At 69.1% G+C, this 21,719-nt stretch carries 18 protein-coding genes; 13 read left to right on the forward strand and 5 right to left on the reverse strand.

Annotated features, from left to right (window positions below; translation table 11 throughout):
• Positions 1 to 302: 302 nt before the first annotated feature.
• Positions 303 to 1,634: an N-acetylmuramoyl-L-alanine amidase gene (locus tag ACIQCZ_RS13150; RefSeq protein WP_402281994.1), complete on the forward strand. Its 1,332-nt coding sequence runs from the start codon at positions 303 to 305 to the stop codon at positions 1,632 to 1,634.
• Positions 1,635 to 1,719: 85 nt separating this feature from the next.
• Here ACIQCZ_RS13150 and ACIQCZ_RS13155 read toward each other — a convergent pair whose 3' ends face one another.
• Complete coding sequence (locus ACIQCZ_RS13155) at positions 1,720 to 2,907, reverse strand: ROK family protein (protein ID WP_402281995.1); 1,188 nt, start codon at positions 2,905 to 2,907, stop codon at positions 1,720 to 1,722.
• Positions 2,908 to 3,072: 165 nt separating this feature from the next.
• Here ACIQCZ_RS13155 and ACIQCZ_RS13160 point away from each other — a divergent pair, with 165 nt between their 5' ends.
• The 6 genes from ACIQCZ_RS13160 (at position 3,073) to ACIQCZ_RS13185 (ending at position 11,874) form a co-directional block, all read left to right on the forward strand.
• Positions 3,073 to 4,560, forward strand: a complete 1,488-nt coding sequence (locus tag ACIQCZ_RS13160; protein ID WP_402281997.1) for a sugar ABC transporter ATP-binding protein — start codon at positions 3,073 to 3,075, stop codon at positions 4,558 to 4,560.
• Positions 4,557 to 5,573, forward strand: coding sequence for an ABC transporter permease (locus tag ACIQCZ_RS13165; protein WP_402281998.1), 1,017 nt, complete (start codon positions 4,557 to 4,559; stop codon positions 5,571 to 5,573). The genes ACIQCZ_RS13160 and ACIQCZ_RS13165 overlap by 4 nt, the downstream gene beginning before the upstream one ends.
• On the forward strand, positions 5,570 to 6,574 hold the full coding sequence (locus ACIQCZ_RS13170) for an ABC transporter permease (protein WP_402282000.1): 1,005 nt from the start codon (positions 5,570 to 5,572) through the stop codon (positions 6,572 to 6,574). The genes ACIQCZ_RS13165 and ACIQCZ_RS13170 overlap by 4 nt, the downstream gene beginning before the upstream one ends.
• Positions 6,571 to 7,785, forward strand: a complete 1,215-nt coding sequence (locus tag ACIQCZ_RS13175) for an ABC transporter substrate-binding protein (RefSeq protein WP_402282002.1) — start codon at positions 6,571 to 6,573, stop codon at positions 7,783 to 7,785. The genes ACIQCZ_RS13170 and ACIQCZ_RS13175 overlap by 4 nt, the downstream gene beginning before the upstream one ends.
• Complete coding sequence (locus ACIQCZ_RS13180; protein WP_402282004.1) at positions 7,782 to 8,654, forward strand: sugar phosphate isomerase/epimerase family protein; 873 nt, start codon at positions 7,782 to 7,784, stop codon at positions 8,652 to 8,654. Before ACIQCZ_RS13175 ends, ACIQCZ_RS13180 begins: the two co-directional genes overlap by 4 nt.
• Positions 8,655 to 8,778: 124 nt before the next feature.
• Entirely contained in the window at positions 8,779 to 11,874 is a 3,096-nt protein-coding gene (locus ACIQCZ_RS13185; protein ID WP_402282005.1) for a ThuA domain-containing protein, read from the forward strand.
• 70 nt (positions 11,875 to 11,944) lie between these two features.
• Here the strand turns inward: ACIQCZ_RS13185 and ACIQCZ_RS13190 are convergent, their stop codons facing one another.
• Positions 11,945 to 13,081, reverse strand: coding sequence for an aminoglycoside phosphotransferase family protein (locus ACIQCZ_RS13190; protein WP_402282007.1), 1,137 nt, complete (start codon positions 13,079 to 13,081; stop codon positions 11,945 to 11,947).
• A 230-nt stretch (positions 13,082 to 13,311) separates the two neighbouring features.
• Between ACIQCZ_RS13190 and ACIQCZ_RS13195 the strand changes: the two genes are divergently transcribed.
• Complete coding sequence (locus ACIQCZ_RS13195) at positions 13,312 to 14,811, forward strand: hypothetical protein (RefSeq protein ID WP_402282008.1); 1,500 nt, start codon at positions 13,312 to 13,314, stop codon at positions 14,809 to 14,811.
• 173 nt (positions 14,812 to 14,984) lie between these two features.
• Here the strand turns inward: ACIQCZ_RS13195 and ACIQCZ_RS13200 are convergent, their stop codons facing one another.
• A complete protein-coding gene (locus ACIQCZ_RS13200; RefSeq protein WP_402282010.1) occupies positions 14,985 to 16,421 on the reverse strand; it encodes a PP2C family protein-serine/threonine phosphatase in 1,437 nt (478 codons plus the stop codon).
• 591 nt (positions 16,422 to 17,012) lie between these two features.
• Between ACIQCZ_RS13200 and rpmG the strand changes: the two genes are divergently transcribed.
• Positions 17,013 to 17,177 (forward strand): 50S ribosomal protein L33, encoded by a 165-nt coding sequence (gene rpmG, locus ACIQCZ_RS13205; RefSeq protein WP_402282012.1) that lies wholly within the window; start codon positions 17,013 to 17,015, stop codon positions 17,175 to 17,177.
• Positions 17,178 to 17,223: 46 nt separating this feature from the next.
• Entirely contained in the window at positions 17,224 to 17,490 is a 267-nt protein-coding gene (locus ACIQCZ_RS13210; protein WP_402282013.1) for a type B 50S ribosomal protein L31, read from the forward strand.
• 366 nt (positions 17,491 to 17,856) lie between these two features.
• Here the strand turns inward: ACIQCZ_RS13210 and ACIQCZ_RS13215 are convergent, their stop codons facing one another.
• Positions 17,857 to 18,459, reverse strand: coding sequence for a YoaK family protein (locus tag ACIQCZ_RS13215; RefSeq protein ID WP_402282173.1), 603 nt, complete (start codon positions 18,457 to 18,459; stop codon positions 17,857 to 17,859).
• A 215-nt stretch (positions 18,460 to 18,674) separates the two neighbouring features.
• On the opposite strand from ACIQCZ_RS13215, the gene ACIQCZ_RS13220 reads away from it, so the two are divergent.
• Both ACIQCZ_RS13220 and ACIQCZ_RS13225 read left to right on the forward strand, forming a co-directional pair.
• Positions 18,675 to 19,454, forward strand: coding sequence for a tyrosine-protein phosphatase (locus ACIQCZ_RS13220; RefSeq protein ID WP_402282015.1), 780 nt, complete (start codon positions 18,675 to 18,677; stop codon positions 19,452 to 19,454).
• Between the two features lie 177 nt (positions 19,455 to 19,631).
• On the forward strand, positions 19,632 to 20,147 hold the full coding sequence (locus ACIQCZ_RS13225) for a DinB family protein (protein ID WP_351087263.1): 516 nt from the start codon (positions 19,632 to 19,634) through the stop codon (positions 20,145 to 20,147).
• A 200-nt stretch (positions 20,148 to 20,347) separates the two neighbouring features.
• On the opposite strand, the gene ACIQCZ_RS13230 is transcribed toward ACIQCZ_RS13225, so the two are convergent.
• Positions 20,348 to 20,815 (reverse strand): DUF1348 family protein, encoded by a 468-nt coding sequence (locus tag ACIQCZ_RS13230; protein ID WP_402282017.1) that lies wholly within the window; start codon positions 20,813 to 20,815, stop codon positions 20,348 to 20,350.
• A 312-nt stretch (positions 20,816 to 21,127) separates the two neighbouring features.
• On the opposite strand from ACIQCZ_RS13230, the gene ACIQCZ_RS13235 reads away from it, so the two are divergent.
• Positions 21,128 to 21,643: a lytic polysaccharide monooxygenase auxiliary activity family 9 protein gene (locus ACIQCZ_RS13235; RefSeq protein WP_402282019.1), complete on the forward strand. Its 516-nt coding sequence runs from the start codon at positions 21,128 to 21,130 to the stop codon at positions 21,641 to 21,643.
• Positions 21,644 to 21,719: the final 76 nt, after the last annotated feature.

Consider the following 21,719-nt stretch of genomic DNA (forward strand, 5'->3'; position numbering starts at 1 on the left):
GGGGCACGCACATCCGGGATTAGTCGCATAAACAGTGCGCTCGTTCGTGGCCGGTGAGCGAGACTCTGCGACCGGTCGCCGGTCCTGTGCACCCCGGGTCGTGCGGTCGTCAGCGTGTGCCCGTCTTCTTTCCGACCGCAGGTCAGGCGCCCCGCCAGTGGTCTATGCCACTGGCTCGATCCACTTCCCTCACTGGCCCCTTGACGTGCTGTCATCTCAGGTCGGAGAGTGTGCGCGCACAGCGGAACAGTGAGATCGGATCACGCACGGCTCCATCACGCACGGCTCCAAGAAGGGTTGTCATGACGTCCAAGCAGAGGACCGGACTCGCACTCGCGTTGACCACGGTCGGTGCCCTGAGCATGGCGCTGCTCAGTCCCGCGGCGCAGGCCGGTGCGGACGGGGTGCGGCCGGAATGCCCACGCGGCCTCTCATGCGACTGGGTACCGGCTGCCTACCAGCAGACTGGCGACCCCACCGACAAGGAGACGTACGGGAACTACGACACCTCGGACCGGCCGCACACCAACAAGATCAGATTCATCGTGCTGCACGACACCGAGGAAGACTTCGACACCACCCTGAAGATCTTCCAGAACCCGCTGAAGCAGACCTCCGCCCACTACGTGGTGCGCTCGGGCGACGGCCACGTCACCCAGATGGTCAAGGGCAAGGACGTCGCCTGGCAGGCGGGGAACTGGTACGTCAACAGCCATTCCATCGGCATCGAGCAGGAGGGTGTCGCCGTCGAGGGCGCCAAGTGGTACACCCCGGAGATGTACCGTTCGACCGCCAAGCTGGTGCGCTATCTCGCGGCCAAGTACGACATCCCGCTCGACCGCCAGCACATCATCGGCCACGACGGTGTACCGCCCACCAGCGCATCCGGCACCAAGAACATGCACTGGGACCCGGGCACGTACTGGGACTGGAACCACTTCATGACGCTGCTCGGCAAGCCCACCGTCCCGAGCGCCCCGAAGAGCAGCGAACTCATCACCGTCAGCCCTGACTTCAAGAAGAACAAGCAGGCCTTCCGGGACTGCGAGAAGGGTGTGGACCTGCCGGTCCAGGGCTCCAGCGCCGTCCCGCTGCACACCGCGCCGTCCACCGACGCACCGCTCTTCTCCGACCCCGGCCTGCACACCGACGGCTCACCGGGCACGAACTGCGCCGCCGACTGGGGCAGCAAGATCAGCGCAACCCAACAGGCCGTCGTCGCGGACCACGCCCCGGGCTGGACGGCGATCTGGTGGTACGGCCAGAAGGCCTGGTTCCAGACCCCGGCGCACACCCGGACCACCACGCCCACCTCCGGCTACGTGGTCAAGCCGAAGGCCGGCCGTACCGAGGTGCCGGTGTACGGGGTGGCGTACCCGGAGAGGTCCGAGTACCCCGCGGACTTCACGGACCGACGGGTGGGCTCGCCGCTGCAGTACACCATCAAGGCGGGCCAGTCCTACCCCGGTGGCGGTGAGGCACCCACGGGCTTCTTCTACGCCCCGACGATCGATGCCTCCTACCCGCTCGACCACTCGTACTTCCGCGGCAAGGAGAAGTACGTGACTGTGCAGATCGGCCACCGGGTCGCCTTCGTGAAGGCCTCCGACGTGGACATCGCACGCGCGCACTGAGGCCGCTCGGGCGGTCCGGCAGCGTGACCGTATGAGTCGTGTCCTCTTCGTGAACGGCATCCGTTCACGAAGAGGACACGAGAGGTCACCCCGCGACCTGGCGGTTCACCTGCGCGGGAGAGAGCGCGTGCTCGATCGCGAGGATCCCCGCCCCCACCGCCGCCGCGTTCTCACCCGTACGGCTCGGCTCGATGCGCAGCAGCTGCGTGGCCAGCGGGTGCGAGCGCCGGTAGACCGCCTCCCGTACGCCGGCGAGCAGTTGATCGTGCACGGCGGCCAGTGCGCCCCCCATCACCACCGTGTCCGGGTTGAAGAAGTTCACCAGTCCGGCGAGGACCTCGCCGACCGCTCTCCCCGCCTCCCGCACCATCCGTACGGCATCCCGGTTCCCGGACCGCACCAGTCGCACCACATCGCTGCCCGATGTCGCGTCGAGCCCCAGGCCGACCAGTTTCGCCGCCAGCGACGCACCGCCCGCGACAGCCTCCAGACAGCCCGAATTGCCGCACCGGCAAGGATCGTCGAGGTCCGCGACACGGATGTGGCCGATGTCGCCGGCACATCCCTGCGCACCCCGGTGCAGCTCGCCGCCGGCGACGATCCCGCAGCCGATTCCCGTACCGACCTTGATGTACAACAGGTAGCGGCAGTCCGGGAAGGCACGGCGCTGCTCGGCCAGCGCCATCACGTTCACATCGTTGTCGACGAGCGCCCGCACCCCGAAGCGGGCGGCGAAGAACTCCGGGATCGGGTACTGGTGCCAGCCCGGCATGATCGGCGGATCGACAGGACGCCCGGTGGAGAACTCCACCGGCCCCGGCACTCCGACACCGATGGACCGCAGCGTTCCCGGCTCCCGGTGCGTCTCCTCGAGCAGAGTGCGCACCGTTCGCTCCACGCGCCGCAGTACGGAGTCCGGGCCGTCACCGATCGACATCGGCTCCTCCTGGACCGCCAGGGTCGCGCCACCGATGTCCATCAGCGCCACCCTGCAGTGCGAGGCCCCCAGATCCACCCCGGCCACCGCGTGCTCACGGGTGCGCAGCGCCAGCCGGCGCGGCGGGCGACCGCCGGTGGACCCGCCGTCGGCGTCCTCGTCCACGAGGCCGTGCGCGATCAACGCGTCCACCCGTTGGGAGACCGTCGAACGGGCCATCCCGGTGATCCGGGCGATGTCGGCACGGGTCGCCACCGTCCCTGAACTGATCAACGCGAGTACCTCGCCCGGTGAGTGCGAGGAGGCAGCGGACGTGCGATCCGACGGCGAAGACATGACAGTCACCCTAAGGACGACTTCTGCTGCTCACAAGGCGTCCGGAGTTCGGTCATCGGCATAAGTCCGTGCCAAGTCGGTTGAAAACAAAGGCGCTTGAGCCCTTGACAGTCATAAGATGCGTCACGACTCTGCTCTGCAGACCGCTGAGCGAGGAGTCATTCGATGCTGACGATGCACGGTGTGTCCAAGAGCTTCCTCGGAGTGCGTGTGCTCCACGACGTGGGGCTCGACCTCGAAGCCGGAGAAGTGCATGCCCTGGTGGGGGAGAACGGCGCGGGGAAGTCGACCCTGATGAAGATCCTCGCGGGCGAGCACTTACCCGACGAGGGAACCCTCACCATCGACGGAACCGCATACTCCTTCAGCCATCCGGCACAGGCCCAGGCCGCCGGAATCGGCATCATCCACCAGGAGTTCGCGCTGCTCCCGCACCGCACCGTCGCCGAGAACGTTTTCCTCGGCCGTGAACCGACCCGGTACGGACTCGTCGACCGGCGCGCCATGGAACGGCGCACCGCCGAACTTCTCGCGGAACTGGACCGGACCGGCATCACCCCCCGGACCCCCGTCCATGAGCTGTCGGTCGCACGCATGCAGACCGTGGAGATCGTCAAGGCTCTCGCATCCGACGTCCGGATCCTGGTGATGGACGAACCCACCGCCGCCCTCGCCGACCACGAGGTCGAGCAACTCGGCGCGCTCATACTCCGCCTGACCGATCGTGGGATCGGCATCCTCTACATCTCGCACCGGCTCCGCGAAGTCTTCGAACTCTCGCGGCGCATCACGGTCCTCAAGGACGGCCGCCGCGTCGCCACATTCACCACGCGCGACACCGACGCGGACACGGTCGTACGCGCCATGGTCGGAAGGGAGCTCGGCACCTACTACCCGCCCAGGGCCCGACCGGGCGAGGCGGGCGCGGAGAGGCTCACCGTCAGCGGTGGCGGCAACGCCCGGCTCTCCGGCATCGAACTGAGCCTGCGGGCCGGCGAGGTCGTCGGCGTCGCCGGTCTCCAGGGCTCGGGCCGCACCACCCTCGCCCGTGCCCTCTTCGGCGTGGACCCCTTCACCACGGGCACCATGACCGTCGACGGACGACCACTGCGCCCGGTCCGCCCCCGGGACGCCGTCCGGGCCGGAATCGCCCTCGTCACCGAGGACCGCAAGGCCGAGGGCCTCGCCCTGCGCCAGTCCGTGACCGACAACGCGCTGCTCGTGACCCGGGCGGTGCCCGCCCGCGGCCGACCGCCCGCGAGCCGTGAGGTGACTGCGCTGCTGGAACGCGTACGCCTGCCGACCCACGGCGAGGACCGACAGGTCCAGTACCTGTCCGGCGGCAACCAGCAGAAGGTCGTCATCGCCAAATGGCTCGCCGCCCGCCCCCGGGTGCTGCTCTTCGACGAACCGACCCGCGGCGTCGACGTCGGCGCCAAGGCAGCCGTCCACACCCTCGTACGGGAACTGGCACGCGAGGGCCTCGCCGTACTGATCATCTCCTCCGAGCTGCCGGAACTGATCGGTATGAGCGACCGGATCCTCGTCATGTCGCAAGGACGTCTCGCGGGCGAACTTCCCGCCGGCGCCACGGAGGAAGCCGTCATGCACCTCGCCACCGGCGGCGACCTTCCACGGGAGGGGGTCGCATGACCGCGCTTCGGCCCGCCCCGACCGCCGGGCCCCGCAGCCGCCCGGGGCGAACAGCCCGGCCGCGCCCGGTCGGTCCGGTGGCCGGGGTCTGGCTCGCAGCCCTCGCCGTCACCCTCCTCGGCTGGATCGCGGTCGCGGCCCGAGGCGGAGACTTCCTGACCGTCACCAACGTGGTGACGATCCTGCAGAACTGCGTCGCCCTCGGACTCGTCGCGGTCGGCCAGTCCGCCGTCATCCTCACCGGATCGCTCGACCTGTCCGTCGCCTACCTCATCAGCCTGGGCACCCTCGTCGCAGCGGAGACGATGCAGAGCGACGGTGTCCTCGTGGCGGTCCTCGCCGTCCTGGCGCTCAGCACCGCCGTAGGACTCGCCAACGGACTGATCGTCACCGGACTCAAGGTGAACGCGTTCATCGCGACCCTCGGCACCGCCTTCATCCTGCGCGGCTGGATCGAGGACAACTACACCGGCCCCGCCGGCAAGGTCCCCGCCTCCTTCCAGCACCTCGGCTACGACCGGATCGGACCGGTTCCCGTCTCCCTGTTCCTGCTTCTCGCCGTCGCCGCCGCCCTTTGGCTGATCACCCGTCGAACCCGGCTCGGCCACCACATGTACGCGACCGGTGGCGACGAGCACGCCTCCCGGCTGTCCGGAGTCCGCACCCGGCGCACCGTCGTCGTCGCCCACGTCCTGTGCTCCCTCTGTGTCGGAGCCGCCGCCCTCTTCCTTGCCGCACGACTCGGCGCCGGGGCCCCCTGGGCCGGTACGGAGGCCCGCTACGACCTGGAGTCCATCGCCGCCGTCGTCCTCGGCGGCACCGCGCTCGCCGGGGGCCGCGGCGGGGTGGCGGGCACCCTGGGCGGGGTCCTCGTCCTCGCCGTGCTCGACAGCGTCTTCAACCAGCTCGCCGTCGACCCGTTCTTCAAGAACGTCGTCCGCGGCGTCGTCATCATCGCGGCCGTCGCCCTCTACGCGCGAGGCCGCCGCACCCCGCGGGAGAGGACCGCATGACCGCAGCACAGGAACCCGCCGCCCGTCGCGTCCTGCGTGCCCTCACCACCGGCACACCCGTCTACGTCCTGCTCGCCGTACTCCTGGCCGCGCTGGCCCTCACCGACCCCGGCTTCTACGAACCCGACCGCTTCCTCGCCTTCATCAAGCGCGCCGCGCCCCTCGTCATCCTCGCCGCGGGCCAGTACCTGGTCATCATCTGCGGGGAGTTCGACCTGTCGGTCGGAGCGATCGTCACGGCCGGGGTGGTCGTCGCCGCCGAACTGTACGGTTCGTTCCCGGGCGCGCCCTGGCTGCTCGTCACCGCGGTGCTGCTGCTCGCCGGAGCCCTCGCCGGTCTCGTCAGCGGACTGATCACCACCCTGCTGCGCGTGCCGTCGTTCATCACCACCCTGGGCATGATGCTGATCCTCGAAGGCGCGGTCTTCTTCTGGACCGGCGGTTCCCCGCACGGCGCGCTGCCCACGGCCTTTCGCAGGCTCGGGCGCGGCACGGCCTTCGGCTGGCTGCCCTGGGCCGTCCTCGTCTGCGTCGTCGCGGGTCTCCTCGCCGTCCGGCTGATGCGTTCCGACTTCGGCCGTACCCTCCTCGCCACCGGTGACAGCGAACGCGCCGCGGCCCTGGCCGGGGTCCGGGTCGCGCGCGCCCGCACCATCGCCTTCATCCTCTCCGGCGTCGCGGCCGCACTCGCCGCCGTACTCGTCGGCGGCTTCTCCGGGGTATCGGCACAGGCCGGGCGGGGTTACGAGTTCGAGGCGATCACCGCCGTCGTGCTGGGCGGCGTGGTGCTCGGCGGCGGACGCGGGTCCGTCGTCGCGGCGATGGCCGGAGCCTTCTCGCTCCAGGCGCTGTTCACCCTGCTCAACCTCCAGGGCGTGTCGGGCGCCCTGGAATCGACCGTGCAAGGCGTCATCGTCATCGCCGCCGTCGCCCTCGGCGCGGCCGACTGGTCCCGGTCGCGCCGTCGCGGCACCGAGCCCCCAGGAGCGAAAACCTCATGAGTACGCGAAAGATCCGACACGCCTTCGTGCCCCTCGCCGCCCTGCTCGGCGCGGCCCTGCTCGCCGGCTGCACGAGCGACGCACCGCCCGACGCCCCGGCCGAAGCGGCGAGCGGCCCAGCGGGCGCCCCGGGTACCGGAAAGCAGTCGAAGTTCTTCGACCGCGCCGAGTACGACCGCCAACTGGCCCTCGCCAAGGAGACCCCGCGGGGCCCGGCCGGAAAGCCGTGGGAGCAGATGCTCCAGCCGCGGCTGGTCGACACCACGCGATACAGGAAGAGCGGTTCCGGCGGGATCCACCTCTGTCTGTCCAACGCCGGAGTCTTCAACCCTTGGCGCCAGGTCGGCCTGAAGAACATGCGGGCGGAGGCCGGACTCCACAAGGAGATCACCGACTTCACCGTGCTCGACGCCCAGGGCAAGGACGACAAGCAGATCTCCGACATCCAGGAGCTCACCGGGCAGGGCTGCGACGCACTCATCGTCTCCCCGAACACCACGGCCACGCTCACCCCCGCCGTCGAGAAGGCCTGCGGAAAGGTGCCTGTGATCGTCTTCGACCGGGGCGTCGAGACCGACTGCGCCGTCACCTTCATCAACCCCATCGGCGGCTACGGATACGGGGCGGTCGCCGCCGACTTCCTCGTCGGGAAGGTGAAGCCCAAGGGGAAGATCCTCGCCCTGCGCATCTCTCCCGGCGTCGACGTGCTGGAGACCCGCTGGTCGGCCGCGAAGGTCGCGTTCGACAGGAGCGGACTCGACGTGGTGGATGTGAAGTTCACCGACGGCGATCCGGCCAGGACCAAGGCGATCGTGACCGATGCGATCACCCGTAACGGTGACATCGACGGCGTATGGATGGACTCCGGCGCGACCTCCGTCGCGGCCGTCGAGGCCTTCGAGGACGCCGGCAAGGACGTACCGCCCATCACCGGCGAGGACCAGCAGGACTTCCTCCAAGTATGGAAGGAGAAGAAGCTCACCGCGATCGCCCCGTCGTACCCCACCTTCCAATGGCGTACCCCCGTCATCGCGGCGTTGAGGATCCTGAGGGGGGAGCAGGTTCCCAAGGAATGGAAGCTTCCGCAGCCCACCGTCACCCAGGACACCCTCGATCAGTACTTCAAGCCCGGCATGCCGCCGCTGCACTACGCGATGTGCGGCTGCGAGAACCTGCCCGGGTTCCCGGAGAAGTGGGGAGGCAGGAAATGAGCGCGCACGCGTTCCCGCTCGGCGCCAATCCGTGGATCTGGCACTCGCCGGTGACGTACGAGGCACTCGGTGATGTTCTGCCCCGCCTGTCCGCATGGGGATTCGACTGCGTCGAGATCCCGCTGGAGAACGAACGGGACTGGGCGCCCGATTCCGTCTCCAAGCTCCTCAAGGCGTCCGGGCTCACCCCTGCCGCGGTGATCGCCGTGATGCCGCCCGGCCGCAATCTCATCCGCACCGATCCCCGAACCGTCCGGATCACCCAGGACTATCTGCATCGCTGTGTCGACGCCGCCCAGGCCCTGAACGCCCCCACCGTCGCGGGGCCCGTGTACGCGGCGGTCGGTCGCGCCTGGCGCATGGACCGTGGCGAACGCGTGGCGGCGTACGAGGAGTTGCGCCAGAACCTCGCTCCGGTCGTCGATCACGCACACGCCGCCGGGGTGCGCATCGCCGTGGAGCCCCTCAACCGGTACGAGACGAGTCTGCTCAACACCGTCGACCAGGCGCTCGAAGCGCTGGCCGGGCTGCCCGAGGACACCATCGGCCTCGCGCTCGACGTGTACCACCAGAACATCGAGGAACGCTCGCTGCCCGACGCCGTACAGCGTGCCGCGGGCCGCATCCTCCACGTCCAGGTGTGCGCCAACGACCGCGGCACCCCCGGTGCCGACTCCCTCGACTGGACCGGATTCCTCGCCGCGCTCACCACGAGCGGCTACCGGGGCCCGCTCTGCATCGAGTCGTTCACCGCGCACAACGACGCCATCGCGGTTGCCGCCTCGGTCTGGCGACCGCTCGCCGCCACCCAGGACGCCCTCGCCACCGACGGCCTGGCGTTCCTGCACCGCGCACTTGGAGGGTGCTGAGGGGCCCGGCCGTCCGAGCCCCTCAGCACCCTCCTGCAAACCACCCCCCCGACCCCACTCGGCCACGACCCGCAGAGAGGAACCGCTCGTGAACCGTCAACGACGGTACTGTCATGCTCGTGACATGCGGAGTACGTTCATCGCGTTGGTGAGCGCACTGCTGCTCGCACTGACCGCGCTGCCCGCGACCGCGGCCACCACCGGAAAGGCGCCCGCCTTCCGGGCCCTGCTGTTCACCCGAGCCGTCGGCTATGTGCACGCCTCCATCCCCGCAGGTGTCCAGATGTTCAAGGAGGAGGCGGCCGCCAACAACTTCGCAGTCGTCGAGACCGCCGACCCCGCCGTCTTCGACGAAGCCGAGCTCAAGGACTTCGACGTCATCGTCATGCTGCAGAACTCCGGCATGGTCTGGGACACCGAAGCCCAGCGCGAAGCGATGCAGGCATACGTGCGCGACGGCGGTGGCGTCGTCGCCATCCACAACACCCTCGACATGGGCATCGAGGACACCTTCCCCTGGTGGGACGAGGCCATCAACGGCGGCGTCCACATGCCCGCACACTCGCCCGGAGTCCTCCAGGGCACCGCCAAGGTCGCCGACCGCGTCCACCCCTCCACCGCGGGACTCCCGGAGCGCTGGGAGCGGCCGGAGGAGTGGTACAACTTCGACAGGAATCCCCGCGGCGATGTCCACGTGCTGGTCACCGCCGACGAAACCACCTACAACCCCGGCGGTTCCGCCATGGGCGCGGACCACCCCATCTCCTGGTGCCGCAACACCGAGGGCGGCAGGGTCTGGGCGACTGCCATGGGCCACGACACCCCCTCGTACAGTGAAGCCGCCTTCCGCGCCCATGTCGTCGGCGGTGTCAAGTGGGCCGCCGGCAACAAGCCCGGCGACTGCGGCGGCACCGTCTGGAGCGGCTACGAGAAGGTCACCCTCGACGACAACACCGCCGACCCGATGGAACTCGACGTCGCCGAGGACGGCCGGGTCTTCTACATCCAGCGCAGCGGCGAGGTGAACATCTACGACCCCGCGACCCACGCCACCACCACCGCGGGCAAGCTCGACGTCTACACCGGCGGTGAGGACGGGCTCGTCGGCATGGAACTCGACCCCGACTTCAAGAAGAACCACTGGATCTACCTCTACTACGCCCCCGCGGGCGCGACCGAGGACGTCAACCGGCTCTCCCGCTTCACGGTCAAGGGCAACACCCTCGAAAAGGCCGGCGAGAAGAAGCTGCTCGACGTCCCCGCCTACCGCGACCGCACCTTCCCGGAACCGGGACACACCGGCGGCGCCGTCGAGTTCGGTCCCGACCGCACGCTCTACCTCGGAGTCGGCGACGACACCCCGCCCAACCTCGACCCGAACTGGCAGGGTTACGCACCGCTCGACTGGCGCGAGGGCAAGCAGATGCTGGACGCCGCCCGTACCGCGGGCAACACCAACGACCTGCGCGGCAAGATCCTGCGCATCAAGCCGAAGGACTCCGGCGGCTACACCATTCCCAAGGGCAACCTGTTCGCCCCCGGAACCGCCAGGACCCGCCCCGAGATCTACGCGATGGGCTTCCGCAACCCGTTCCGCTTCACCGTCGACCCCAAGACGGGCTACGTCCACGCCTCCGACTACGGCCCCGACCGCGGGCTGCCCACCACCGACCGGGGCCCCGAGGGGCTGGTCGAGTACAACGTCATCAAGAAGGCGGGCAACTTCGGCTGGCCGTTCTGCCACGGCAACAACCAGGCGTACGCCCCCTACAACCCGGACACCAAGGAAGTCGGCCCCAAGTTCGACTGCGCCAATCCCGTCAATCCCTCGCCGAACAACACCGGGCTGACCGCACTTCCGCCGATCCAGCAGCCGGAGATCTGGTACGGATACGGCGCGTCCGAGGAGTTCCCCGAGGTCGGCAGCGGTGGCTCGGCCCCGATGAGCGGTCCTGTCTACCACTACGACAAGAAGAACCCGTCCACCACGAAGTTCCCCGCGTACTTCGAGGGAGCGAGCTTCTTCTACGAGTGGTCGCGCGACTTCGTCAAGGAGATCCGTTTCGACAAGAACGAGAAGCTCCTCAAGATCAACGACTTCCTCTCCTCCCAGAAGTTCAACAAGCCGATGGACATGACGTTCGGCCCCGACGGATCGCTCTACGTCCTCGAATGGGGCAGCTCCTTCGGCGGCGGCAACAACGACTCCGGGCTCTACCGCATCGACTACGCCCAAGGACAACGCGCACCGGTCGCCAAGGCCGCCGCGTCCGCCACCGACGGCCCCGTCCCGCTGAAGGTCGACTTCTCCAGCGACGGCAGCAACGACCCCGACGGCGACACGCTCAGCTATGCCTGGGACTTCGACGGCGACGGTACGTACGACTCCACCGAAGCGAACCCGACCCACACCTACACGGTCAAGGGCGACTTCACCGCGCAGCTGAAGGTCACCGACTCCACCGGCAAGTCCGGCTACGCCAACATCCCCGTCACCGCCGGGAACACCGCACCCGAGGTGACCATCGACTTCCCGGTCAACGGCAAGCTCATCGAGTTCGGCGACAAGATCCCGTACAAGGTCACGGTCACCGACCCGGAGGACGGACCGGTCGACTGCTCCAAGGTCACCGTCAACCCGGCACTGGGACACGACGATCACGAGCATCCCACCACCGACATCCCCGGCTGCGAGGGCACCGTCGACACCGGTGATCTGGGCGGCCATCCCGAAGGCGCGGACCTGACCTACGTACTCAACGCCAAGTACACCGACAAGGGCGGCGACGGCGTCTCCGCCCTGACCGGCTACGGGCGCTCCGTGCTCCAGCCGAAACACAAGCAGGCGGAGTACTACGACGCCCAGTCCGGTACCCGGATCGTCGCCCAGGAAGGCGCCGAGAACGGCAAACGGATCGGAGACGTCTCGAACGGCGACTGGGTCGCCTTCGACCCGATGAGCGTCGAAGGCATCGGCTCGGTCGGCTATCGGCTGTCCTCGCCGTACGGGGTGGGCGCGATCGAACTGCGCGCGGACGCCCCCGACGGTCCTCTGCTCGCCACCACCCCCGTCCCCAACACCGGAGGATGGGACAACTATCAGGAGACCCCGGCCGTGCCCGTCCAGGAACTGAAGGGCACACACAAGCTGTATCTCGTCTTCACGTCGCCGCAGAACAACGCGTTCGACGTGGACGCGGTCGACTTCAAGAGTCCCTGACACCACATCGACGCGCTACGGGGCCGGTGTGTCGGCACCGGACCCGTAGCGCGTGTCCCCTCCGGCAGGGTCAGCGAGTGCCGACCGCGGCTCGTACGGCCCGGCGGGCCATCGCGCAGTCGTCGTGCAGACGGCGCAGCAGCAGCCGCTGCTCCTCGCTCGACGAGAGGCCACCCGGCCGGTCCTGACCGGCGCCCGCGGGTACCTGTTCCCGCATCGCCCGCTGGACAGCCGTCTCGTACGTGCGGATCTCCCGCGTCAGCACCAGCATCAGGTTCACCAGGAACGCGTCCCGCGCCGCAGGCCCCTTGACCTGTGCCAGCTGACTGATCTGCCGCCGCGCCGCCGGTGCGTCACCCAGGACGGCCCAGAGGGTCGCGAGGTCGTAGCCCGGCAGGTACCAGCCCGCGTGCTCCCAGTCCACCAGCACCGGACCCGTGGGCGACAGCAGGATGTTGGAGAGCAACGCGTCACCATGGCAGAACTGCCCCATGCCCTGACGGCCGCCTGCATGGGCCAGACCGTGCAGCAGCTTCTGCAGGTCGCCCAGATCGCGGTCGGTGAACAGCCCCAGCTCGTGATAGCGGGCGATCCGCGAGGCGTAGTCCAGCGGTGCGTCGAAGAGACCCGGAGCCGGCCGCCAGTCGTTGATCCGACTGATCGCACCGAGCGCGGCCCGTACATCGGCACGGGGCGGAGCCTCCGACGGATGCCGGGTCAGCGCCGCCACCCGGCCGGGCATGCGCTCGATCACCAGGGTGCAGTTCTCCGGGTCGGCCGCGATGAGCCGGGGCACCCGCACCGGCGGGCGGTGTCGGACGAACGCCCGATATGCAGCTATTTCGTGCTGGAACCGTTCCGACCACGCGGGCGAGTGGTCCAGTAAACACTTGGCGACCGCGGTCGTGCGTCCGGTGGACCCGACGAGGAGCACCGAACGGCCGCTGCGGCGCAGCACCTGCACCGGGTTGAACTCCGGACAGATGCGGTGCACCGAGGCGATCACCATCCTCAGCTGAGCGCCCTGCGGACCGGAAAGGTCCAGCCGGCCGCTGAGCGACGGGCCGCCCAGCCCCGCCGGCCGTCGCGGCCGAACCGTGCCGGGTGCCGGGGGAGCGGCATGCGGAGCGAGGTACGGTCCGCCGCCGGCCCCCAGGGGACGAAGCGGCCGGGGCGGGGCGGTCACGGAGGACGATGCTGTGTACATGGGGGAGACAGATCCCTTCGCACGCCGACAAGTTGCGTGCACCGCCCCGGCCGGCGGCCGTTCGGCACCCTGGGGAGTACCTAGGGCTGCCGGGCGGGGTGGCGCTTTCCTACCTGACACCGGCGCGCGGGTGGCAGACCATCTGGCGGACCCTGGCGAACCCTGGCGAATATTCGCAACGCATCTGACAGGGGTTACTGTCGACACAGCCGAGAACCTGGGGGCTTGACGTGACCGGAGAACCCAACACCCGCCTGTCCGACCTGTTCGGCCTTGCCGGCTGGTCCAAGGGCGAACTCGCGAGAATGGTGAACCGGCAGGCGGCGGCCATGGGCCACCCGCAACTGGCCACCGACACCTCGCGGGTGAGGCGTTGGATCGACATGGGGGAGTCCCCCCGCGATCCTGTGCCCAAGGTGCTGGCTGCCCTGTTCACCGAGCGGCTCGGTCGTGTCGTGACCATCGAGGACCTCGGGTTCGGCCGACGCGGGCGAGTGGGGAAACGGCGAGAGGTCGGGACGCAGCACAATCCCGACGGACTGCCGTGGGCGCCCGAGCGGACGGCAGCGGTCCTCACCGAATTCACGGGAATGGACCTCATGCTCAACCGACGCGGCTTGGTGAGCGCGGGCGCCGCGCTCGCCGCAGGATCGACCATCACCGGCCCCATGCACGACTGGCTGCACACCGACCCTGTGCTGGCGGCCGATGCCCCACGGACCAACGACCCGTTGCACGCGGATCCCGCCGGCTTCGACCGGTACGAGGCCGCGCCCATCGGGTCGGAGGAGATCGAGGCGCTCGAACGGTCTGTCGAGGTGTTCCGCGCCTGGGACGCGTCCCGGGGCGGCGGACTCCAGCGCAAGGCCGTGGTGGGCCAGCTCAACGAGGTGGGCGGCATGCTCGCCTACCGTCACCCCGACCACCTTCAGCGCCGCCTCTGGGGCGTCGCTGCCAACCTCGCGGTGCTCGCGGGATGGATGTCCCACGACATCGGCCTCGAACCCACCGCCCAGAAGTACTTCGTCATCGCCGCACACGCGGCGCGCGAGGGCGGCGACCGTCCGCGAGCGGGTGAGGCACTCTCCAGGGCGGCCCGGCAGATGGTCCACCTGGGCCGCCCCGACGACGCCCTGGACCTGATGAAGCTCGCCAAGTCCGGTTCCGGTGACATGGTTCTGCCACGCACTCAGGCGATGCTGCACACCATCGAGGCCTGGGCGCAGGCGTCCATGGGCCGCGGCCAGGCGATGCGCCGCACACTGGGCAAGGCCGAGGAGCTCTTCGTATCGGACAAGAGCGATGTGCCGCCGCCCAGTTGGATGCAGCTGTTCGACGAGGCGGATCTGCACGGCATGCAGGCCCTGGCGTTCCGTACGCTCGCCGAACACGACCCGTCGGCGGCGATCGTGGCCCAGCGCCATGCCAAGCAGGCTCTGGAGCTCCGGGCCAACGGACGACAGCGCTCCAAGATCTTCGACTACATCTCACTCGCCTCGGCATGCTTCATCGCAGACGATCCCGAGCAGGCCGACCGCTATGCGCGGCTCGCCCTGGTGTCGATGGGGGAGACCTCCTCGCACCGCACCTGGGACCGGCTGCGCGAGATGTACCGGCTGACGGGCCAGTACGCGGGCTACGCCAAGATCGCGGACCTGCGCGAGGAGATCAAGCTCTCCCTGCCGCAGAGCTCCATCATCAAGCAGCCCAGGCGCTCGTCGGAGATCTGAACCTGCGGGCCCCGCGATGAGGGGGCACTGATCACGTCCGACCACCGACTGATCGACCGATCACAGTCCGGCCGTCGCATCGTCGAGTTCGGAACCCGTGGCTCGTCTCCCGCGGACCGTGCCGTGTCGGGTGTTCCGTGTGCCCGCTGTCCTCGCTCAGGTGCGGCTGTTCCCTAGGCGCCGATGCGGGCGATCAGCACACACGCGTCGTCCAGGCGCTCGGTGCCACCGAACTCCGTGACGACCGACCGTACGCACTCCCGTGCCGTACGGGCCTGTGCGAAGCGGGGGGCGAGTGCGAGCAGGGCGTCCGGGCACCCACCCCGGTCGCTGTGGCGGCTCAGTCCGTCGGTGTGCAGGACCAGCACGTCACCGGGCAGCAGGTGCACTTCGTCCTGCTCGTACGCGACACCGGAGGTCGCGCCGAGCAGGACCCCGTCCGGTGGCAGCAGGGGGCGCCCCTTTCCGTCGCGGAACAGCAACGGTGCGGGGTGCCCCGCCTGCGCCCAGGTCAGGACGCCGGTGGACGGCTCGAAACGGCAGCACACCGCGCTGCCGAGAGCGGGCTGGACGGAGGATTCCAGTAACTGATTGAGATGTCCCATCAGGGCCCCCGGCTCGATGCCGGCCACAGCCATCCCGCGCAGCGCACCCAGCACCATCGCCATGGCCGAGGTGGCCCGGATGCCGTGGCCGGTCAGATCACCGACCGTGAGGACGGTCCGGCCGTCCGGCAGTTCCAGCGCGTCGTACCAGTCTCCGCCGATCAGCGAGCTCGACCGGGAAGGGAGGTAGTGGGCCGCGACATCCAGCGCGCCCACCCCCTGCGAAGGGAGCCGCAGCGAGTCCCGCCACGGCGGCAGCACGGCTTCCTGCAGTTCGACCGCCATCCGGTGCTCGGTCTGTGCCCTTTGCTGTCGACGTCGTAGCGAGTCGTGGTTCGTGCGTACTGCTTGCTGGTTGCGCCTCAGATCGCTGACATCGCGCAGGACCGCCCACATGGAGGCTGTGCAGCCGTCCGCGTCGAGGACGGGCTCACCCATCATGTGGAGCGTGCGCATCCGGCCGTCGGTCCGCAGGATGCGGAATTCACCGTCTATCGGCCTTCCGTCGACCAGGCAGTCCGTCACCATGGCGGTGAGCAGGGGCTGGTCCTCGGGAAGGAGCAGGGAGGGGAGCTCGTCCAGCGAGAGCGGCCCCGTCTTCGGGGACCTGCCGAAGATCTGGAACAGCTCCTCGGACCAGGTGACCTCGTCGGTCAGCAGATTCCACTCGGCGCTCCCCACCCTGCCGATGAGGGAACCGCGCTCCGACCGGTCGAGGGTCTCGTCCGAGGTGTCGAGTGCCGGAGGGTCTGCGGGCTGTTCCGGTGGAAGGCCTTCCCTGAGCTGCCCCAGATGCGTGCCGAGATCGTCGAGGTGATGGACCGCCAGATCGCAGAGCGCACGCTGCCAGCGCATCTGCGCGTCTTCCTCGTCGATCAGGACCGTGTCCCGCCGCACGGCGTCCACGTCGCCACGCAGCCGACGGGTCCGGCTGATCAACGCGTCGACGGCATGTCGCTCGGGCGGCTGGGGGGCGGGGCGGTCCGCGGACAGATGGGACGGCATCTCGTACTCCGATACAGGCGCGGCGCGACCAGGTCTGAAAGGTGGACCGTAGACGACTGTGGCACAGGCCGCGGGGGCTCGTAAGGGATTTGGCAACACTCGATACGGTGTTGCTTCTGGCATATGCCACAGGCGGTGCGGGGCCTTCGATCCTTCGAACAGCCTTGCTGTAGGAGGGTGTTGATGCAATTAGCCCGGCGCGCGCGGATGGTCGCGCGCCCGCGCGCGCAGTCCTTGAAGGGCGCGTTCGGCCGAGGCGGAGGTATATGCGAAGGAGCCCCCTCGGGGGTGGTGATCGCGACATCCGGCCCGGATGCGTCGGTAGGCGGCGGCGCGGGCGCGGTGGGCTCGGGTGCGGATCCCGGCCGGGTCGCCCTCGAACGCTCCGCGGGTTGTTCCGGCGCCGATCCGTGCGAGCTGCCCGACGGTCGCATGGGCCACGCCGCCGTGAGGTACGCGCGAGGTGTGGTCTTCGGTCGGCACCGGCGGGAAGGGAATGCGGCCCGCCCCTCTCGCGTTACGACACCAGAACGAAAACGACACCCATTCTCATCGGGGGAATCGGGGTCGAGCAAGAGTCTGGAGGCGTACATGGCCCGCAGTGAGGCCCGCCCCGTGGTGACACTCCGGTCGACGGCCGGAACAGGGCAGAGCTATGCGACGCGCAAGAGTCGCCGTAACAATCCTGACCGGCTGGTCCTGCGCAAGTTCGATCCCGCCGTGGGGCGGCACGTCCTCTTCCGTGAGGAACGCTGACCACCGGCTCGTCCGGCCCGCTCGCGACACCAGGAAAGGAACGCCCATGAAGCCCCGTATCCACCCCGTCTCCCGTCCGGTGGTCTTCCGTGACCGCGCCGCGGGGGCGGCCTTTCTGTTCCGCTCGACCGTGCCCGTGAGCTCGGATGCGCGGGTGACGTGGGAGGACGGCCTGAGCTATCCCGTCGTCGACGTGGAGACCTCGTCGGCGAGTCACCCGTTCTGCACCGGGACCAAGCAGGTGCTGGACACGGCCGGCCGTATCGAACGATTCACCCGTCGTTACGGCGGCCGGACGCCCGCGGCAGGCTGAGCCGCGCCACCCTGAAGTGGTGATTCCACGCTCTGCATCACAGTGATTCCGTGCTCTGCGTCACAGTGCTGGGTGCGAGGTCCTGGGAACGCGATGCGATGGTTTATCGTTCACCTATATGTGGATGTCGCGTATCGCGCCCACACCCGAACCGCCCCGGCTGGATTCCCCCGATCCGGCCGGGGCATTCTTTTGTCCCATGAACGGTGGTCGGAGCACGCCGGGCCTCACGCCGATGGGCTGGTCTCGAACCATGTACTCGGAATCGACAGCGCTGCCGGGGGTGGAGACCGCAGCCCTCGTGCGGAACTGCGTCGCGGAACGTGCCCAAGTGACCACGCAGGGAAGGACCGGCCCGGACAGCGGTCAGCCTCGCGGGAGCTTCCTGGGCACCGCCTCGATCAGTAACGCGCCCGCCGCCGGCAGCACGGCCACCGTGGCCGCGGCGCCCGGCCAGAGCCGTACCGCCAGGGCGGTCACGGCCGCACCCGCCACGACCGCGGTCAGCCGGCCGGCCACCCAGCGGTCCTCCCGGTCCCACGATCGCAGCGCCAGGCGACCGACGAAGGACGTGAGCGTGCCGGTGAAGTAGTTGGTGGGCGTGGCCCGGATACGGCCCTGAATGCCCATGGCCACGGAGATGAGCACCAGCAGCCCCAGCAGGTCCCCTACGGAGGCGATCAGGCCCAGCCACCACAGCACCGCTCCCGCGGTGAGCAGTGCCACCTCGATCAGCAGCATCCACGGCAGAGGCCACCGCCATCGCTCGCTCATCCACGCACCGCACGCGACGCCGATGCCGTAGGCGACGAGCGCGGTGATCACCCGCAGGGCCACCCCGTGCTCCCCGACACCGGCGGCAGAAGCGCCCAGCAGCACCAGGTTCCCGGTCATCACCCCGGCGAAGACCTGGCCGACACAGATGAAGACGAACGCGTCCGCGGCCCCGGAAGCGGCCGACAGAAGCAGCAGAGCCCATTCGCTCCACGGGTCGCGCCCAGTGGCGGGGAGAACAGGAGTAGACACGTCTGCATTCTCGACTCGGCCCCGCCGAAGCAGGTGCACACCGCCCGCCCGGCGCGGCGAGCCAGGCACGACCGGGCATCGTCACCCCTGTGGAATTGCACGGCGGATCATCCGCACCACACCGACGCGCAGGTCGTCGTCGGCGTAGGTTCTGCAAGGTGAACAGACACATAGCCTTCGAGCGACTGCACAACTTCCGTGACATGGGCGGGTATCGGGCGGACGGCGGCCGTCAGGTCCGCTGGGGGCGGCTCTACCGTTCCGACTCGCTGGGCAAGCTCCGCGACGAGGACTGGGACCGCTTCCTCGGCCTCGGCGTCCGCACGGTCATCGATCTGCGCTACGACTGGGAGATCGCCGCCAAGGGGCGCGTACCCGACGCACCGGGACTGCGATACCACCACCTCAGCATCGAGCACCGGCCCTACGACCAGGCGGCCCTGGGGCCGGAGGTGGAGACCGGACGTTTCCTCGCCGATCGGTACGCGGAGGTGGCCGCCGACGGAGTCGCCGAGCTCCGCCGCGCCCTGGATGTGATCGCCACAGAGGACAGCGCGCCCGCCGTCTTCCACTGCGCGTCGGGCAAGGACCGCACCGGGCTGCTCGCCGCGCTCGTTCTGTCCCTGCTCGGAGTGTCCGAGGACGACATCGTCGCCGACTTCACCCTCACCGAGCTCGCCACCGAACGGCTCCTGGCCGACTGGCGGGCGGACCACGCCGGCCAGGAACCGGGCTGGCCCGGCTTCGGCAGGGCTCCCGCCGATGTCATGCGGCTCTTCCTGGCCGATCTCGCCGCGACCCACGGCTCCGTCCACGACTATGCCGCCGAACTCCTCGGTGTCGACGAGGAACTGGTGGCGGCATTGCGCAGAAACCTCCTCGTGTCCGTCGACGCCGAAGGGCCGGACGGGAGCGGCACGACGGTCGGGAGCGACTGAACCGGCGCACGCCGGTCCGCGGGGGGGTGATGTACGTCCGCGCGGACCGGCGTGCGTGCCCGCTCACCGAACCGGCCGTCGATATCACCACATCCGTGATGCCCCCGGCCGGCGGAGTCGGTCGGCGACATGTGAAATGCCTGGCCCGATCCGACGCGCGCCGGGCAAGATCATGGGATGACATGGACAGCACCTGATGTAGAGCGCACACCCGGTTCACTCGTGGCGGGTGAGCGGGAGATGCTCACGGGCTACCTTGCGTGGTTCCGCAGCAGCCTCTTGCACAAATGCGCCGGCCTGACCGGGGAACAGCTGGCCGAACAGGCGGTACCCCCGTCCAACCTCACGCTCCTCGGCCTGATCCGCCACATGGCGAAGGTCGAACGCGTCTGGTTCCGGCAGCGGTTCGCCGGTCAGGCGCTCGATCCGATGTACGACCCGGAGAAGGGCAAGGACGCGGACTTCGAGGACCTGGACCCGGCACGCGCCGCCGAGGACTACGCGCGTCTCGTCGAGGAATGCCGGCTGGCGGACGCGATCGTCGCCGACGCCTCGTTGGACGACACCTTCACCCACGCCGACGAGGTGTACTCGCTCCGCCTGGTCCACGTCCACATGATCGGGGAGTACGCGCGCCACATCGGCCACGCCGATCTTCTGCGCGAGCGCACCGACGGTGTGACGGGAGCGTGATGCGCCACTGAGCCAGGGCGTTCCGCCTGGATCAGGACGGATCGGCGAGCGCGGCGAAGCCCGTAGCCGTGCACGTGCGGCCCATGTGGGGCTCCGGCAGCCGTTGCGTGCGAGGGGCGAGAAGGTGCGGGGGCCGACGGCTCGCCGGCCCGTCGGTCGGGGCGGATCGATCTTCCGGGTCGACCGTCCCTTCCGGCCGGTCAGAGGCCGAGGTCGCCCAGCCCGGGATGACCGTCCGGTCGGCGGCCCAGTGGCCAGTGGTACTTCCGGTCGGCTTCCCGGATCGGTACGTCGTTGATGGAGGCATGCCGTACGCTCATGAGCCCGCTCGCGTCGAACTCCCAGTTCTCATTGCCGTACGAGCGGTACCAGTTGCCCGAGTCGTCATGCCATTCGTACGCGAACCGCACCGCGATCCGGTTGCCCTCGAACGCCCAGAGTTCCTTGATGAGCCGGTAGTCGAGCTCTCTGGCCCACTTCCGGGCGAGGAACGCGACGATCTCCTCGCGTCCGGTGACCCACTCCGCGCGATTTCTCCACCGGGAGTCCTCGGTGTAGGCGAGTGCCACCTTCTCCGGCGTCCGGGAGTTCCAGCCGTCCTCCGCCAGCCGGACCTTCTCGACGGCAGACTCACGTGTGAACGGCGGGACCGGGGGACGTTCCGTCATGGTCTCTCCTGTGATTCCTGATCTCGGTGTCGGTCCCGACCCTAGGGCGTGAGCCCGATGTGCGCTGTCCGGAAGTCGCTGTCGCCGTCGGTGCCCGCCAAGCCGACGCCCTTGACGTGTGCGCGTCGGTGGTTATGGTCTGGTCCAAGCGCAAGGCCGCCTTCCGTGCACCTGCTGCTTCACGGCGTACGCGGTGGTGGACCTTGCCGAGCCCTTCGCGCCTCTTGGCCCCACACCGGAGAGGCCGGCCTGCCACCGGTCGGGCCCCCACAGCCCGACCGTGCGCAGCGACGCCTCATGTGAAGGAGAAGCATGCACGCGAAAAGGAAGACAGCCGCAGCCATCGGTGCCTTGCTCGCACCTGTACTGGCCCTGAGCCTTCCGGCCGGTTCCGCCGATGCCCACGGATACATCTCGTCACCTCCGAGCCGCCAGGCCCAGTGTGCCGCCGGGACCGTGAGCTGCGGTGACATCAAGTACGAGCCGCAGAGCGTGGAAGGCCCCAAGGGGCTCACCAGCTGCAGCGGAGGCAACAGCCGGTTCGCCGAACTCGACAACGACTCCAAGGGATGGAAGGTCACCCCGGTGAGCGGGACCACGTCCTTCCAATGGGTCCTGACCGCCCGGCACGCCACGAGCACGTGGCAGTACTACGCAGGCGGCCGGAAGGTCGCCGAGTTCAACGACAACGGCGCACAGCCCGGTGCCACCGTCACCCACCAGGTGAACTTCGGCGGCCTGACGGGCAAGCAGAAGGTCCTCGCTGTCTGGAACATCGCCGACACCGCCAATGCCTTCTACGCCTGCGTCGACGTGAACATCGGCTGACCGACGAGAGGGTACCGGTGCCCCGGAAGGGGTGCCGGTACCGTCCTCCGGCCCGATGGGACGCACGCCGCCGGGG

Origin of the sequence: Streptomyces sp. NPDC093149, assembly GCF_044754145.1 — a bacterium.
GTDB lineage: Bacteria > Actinomycetota > Actinomycetes > Streptomycetales > Streptomycetaceae > Streptomyces.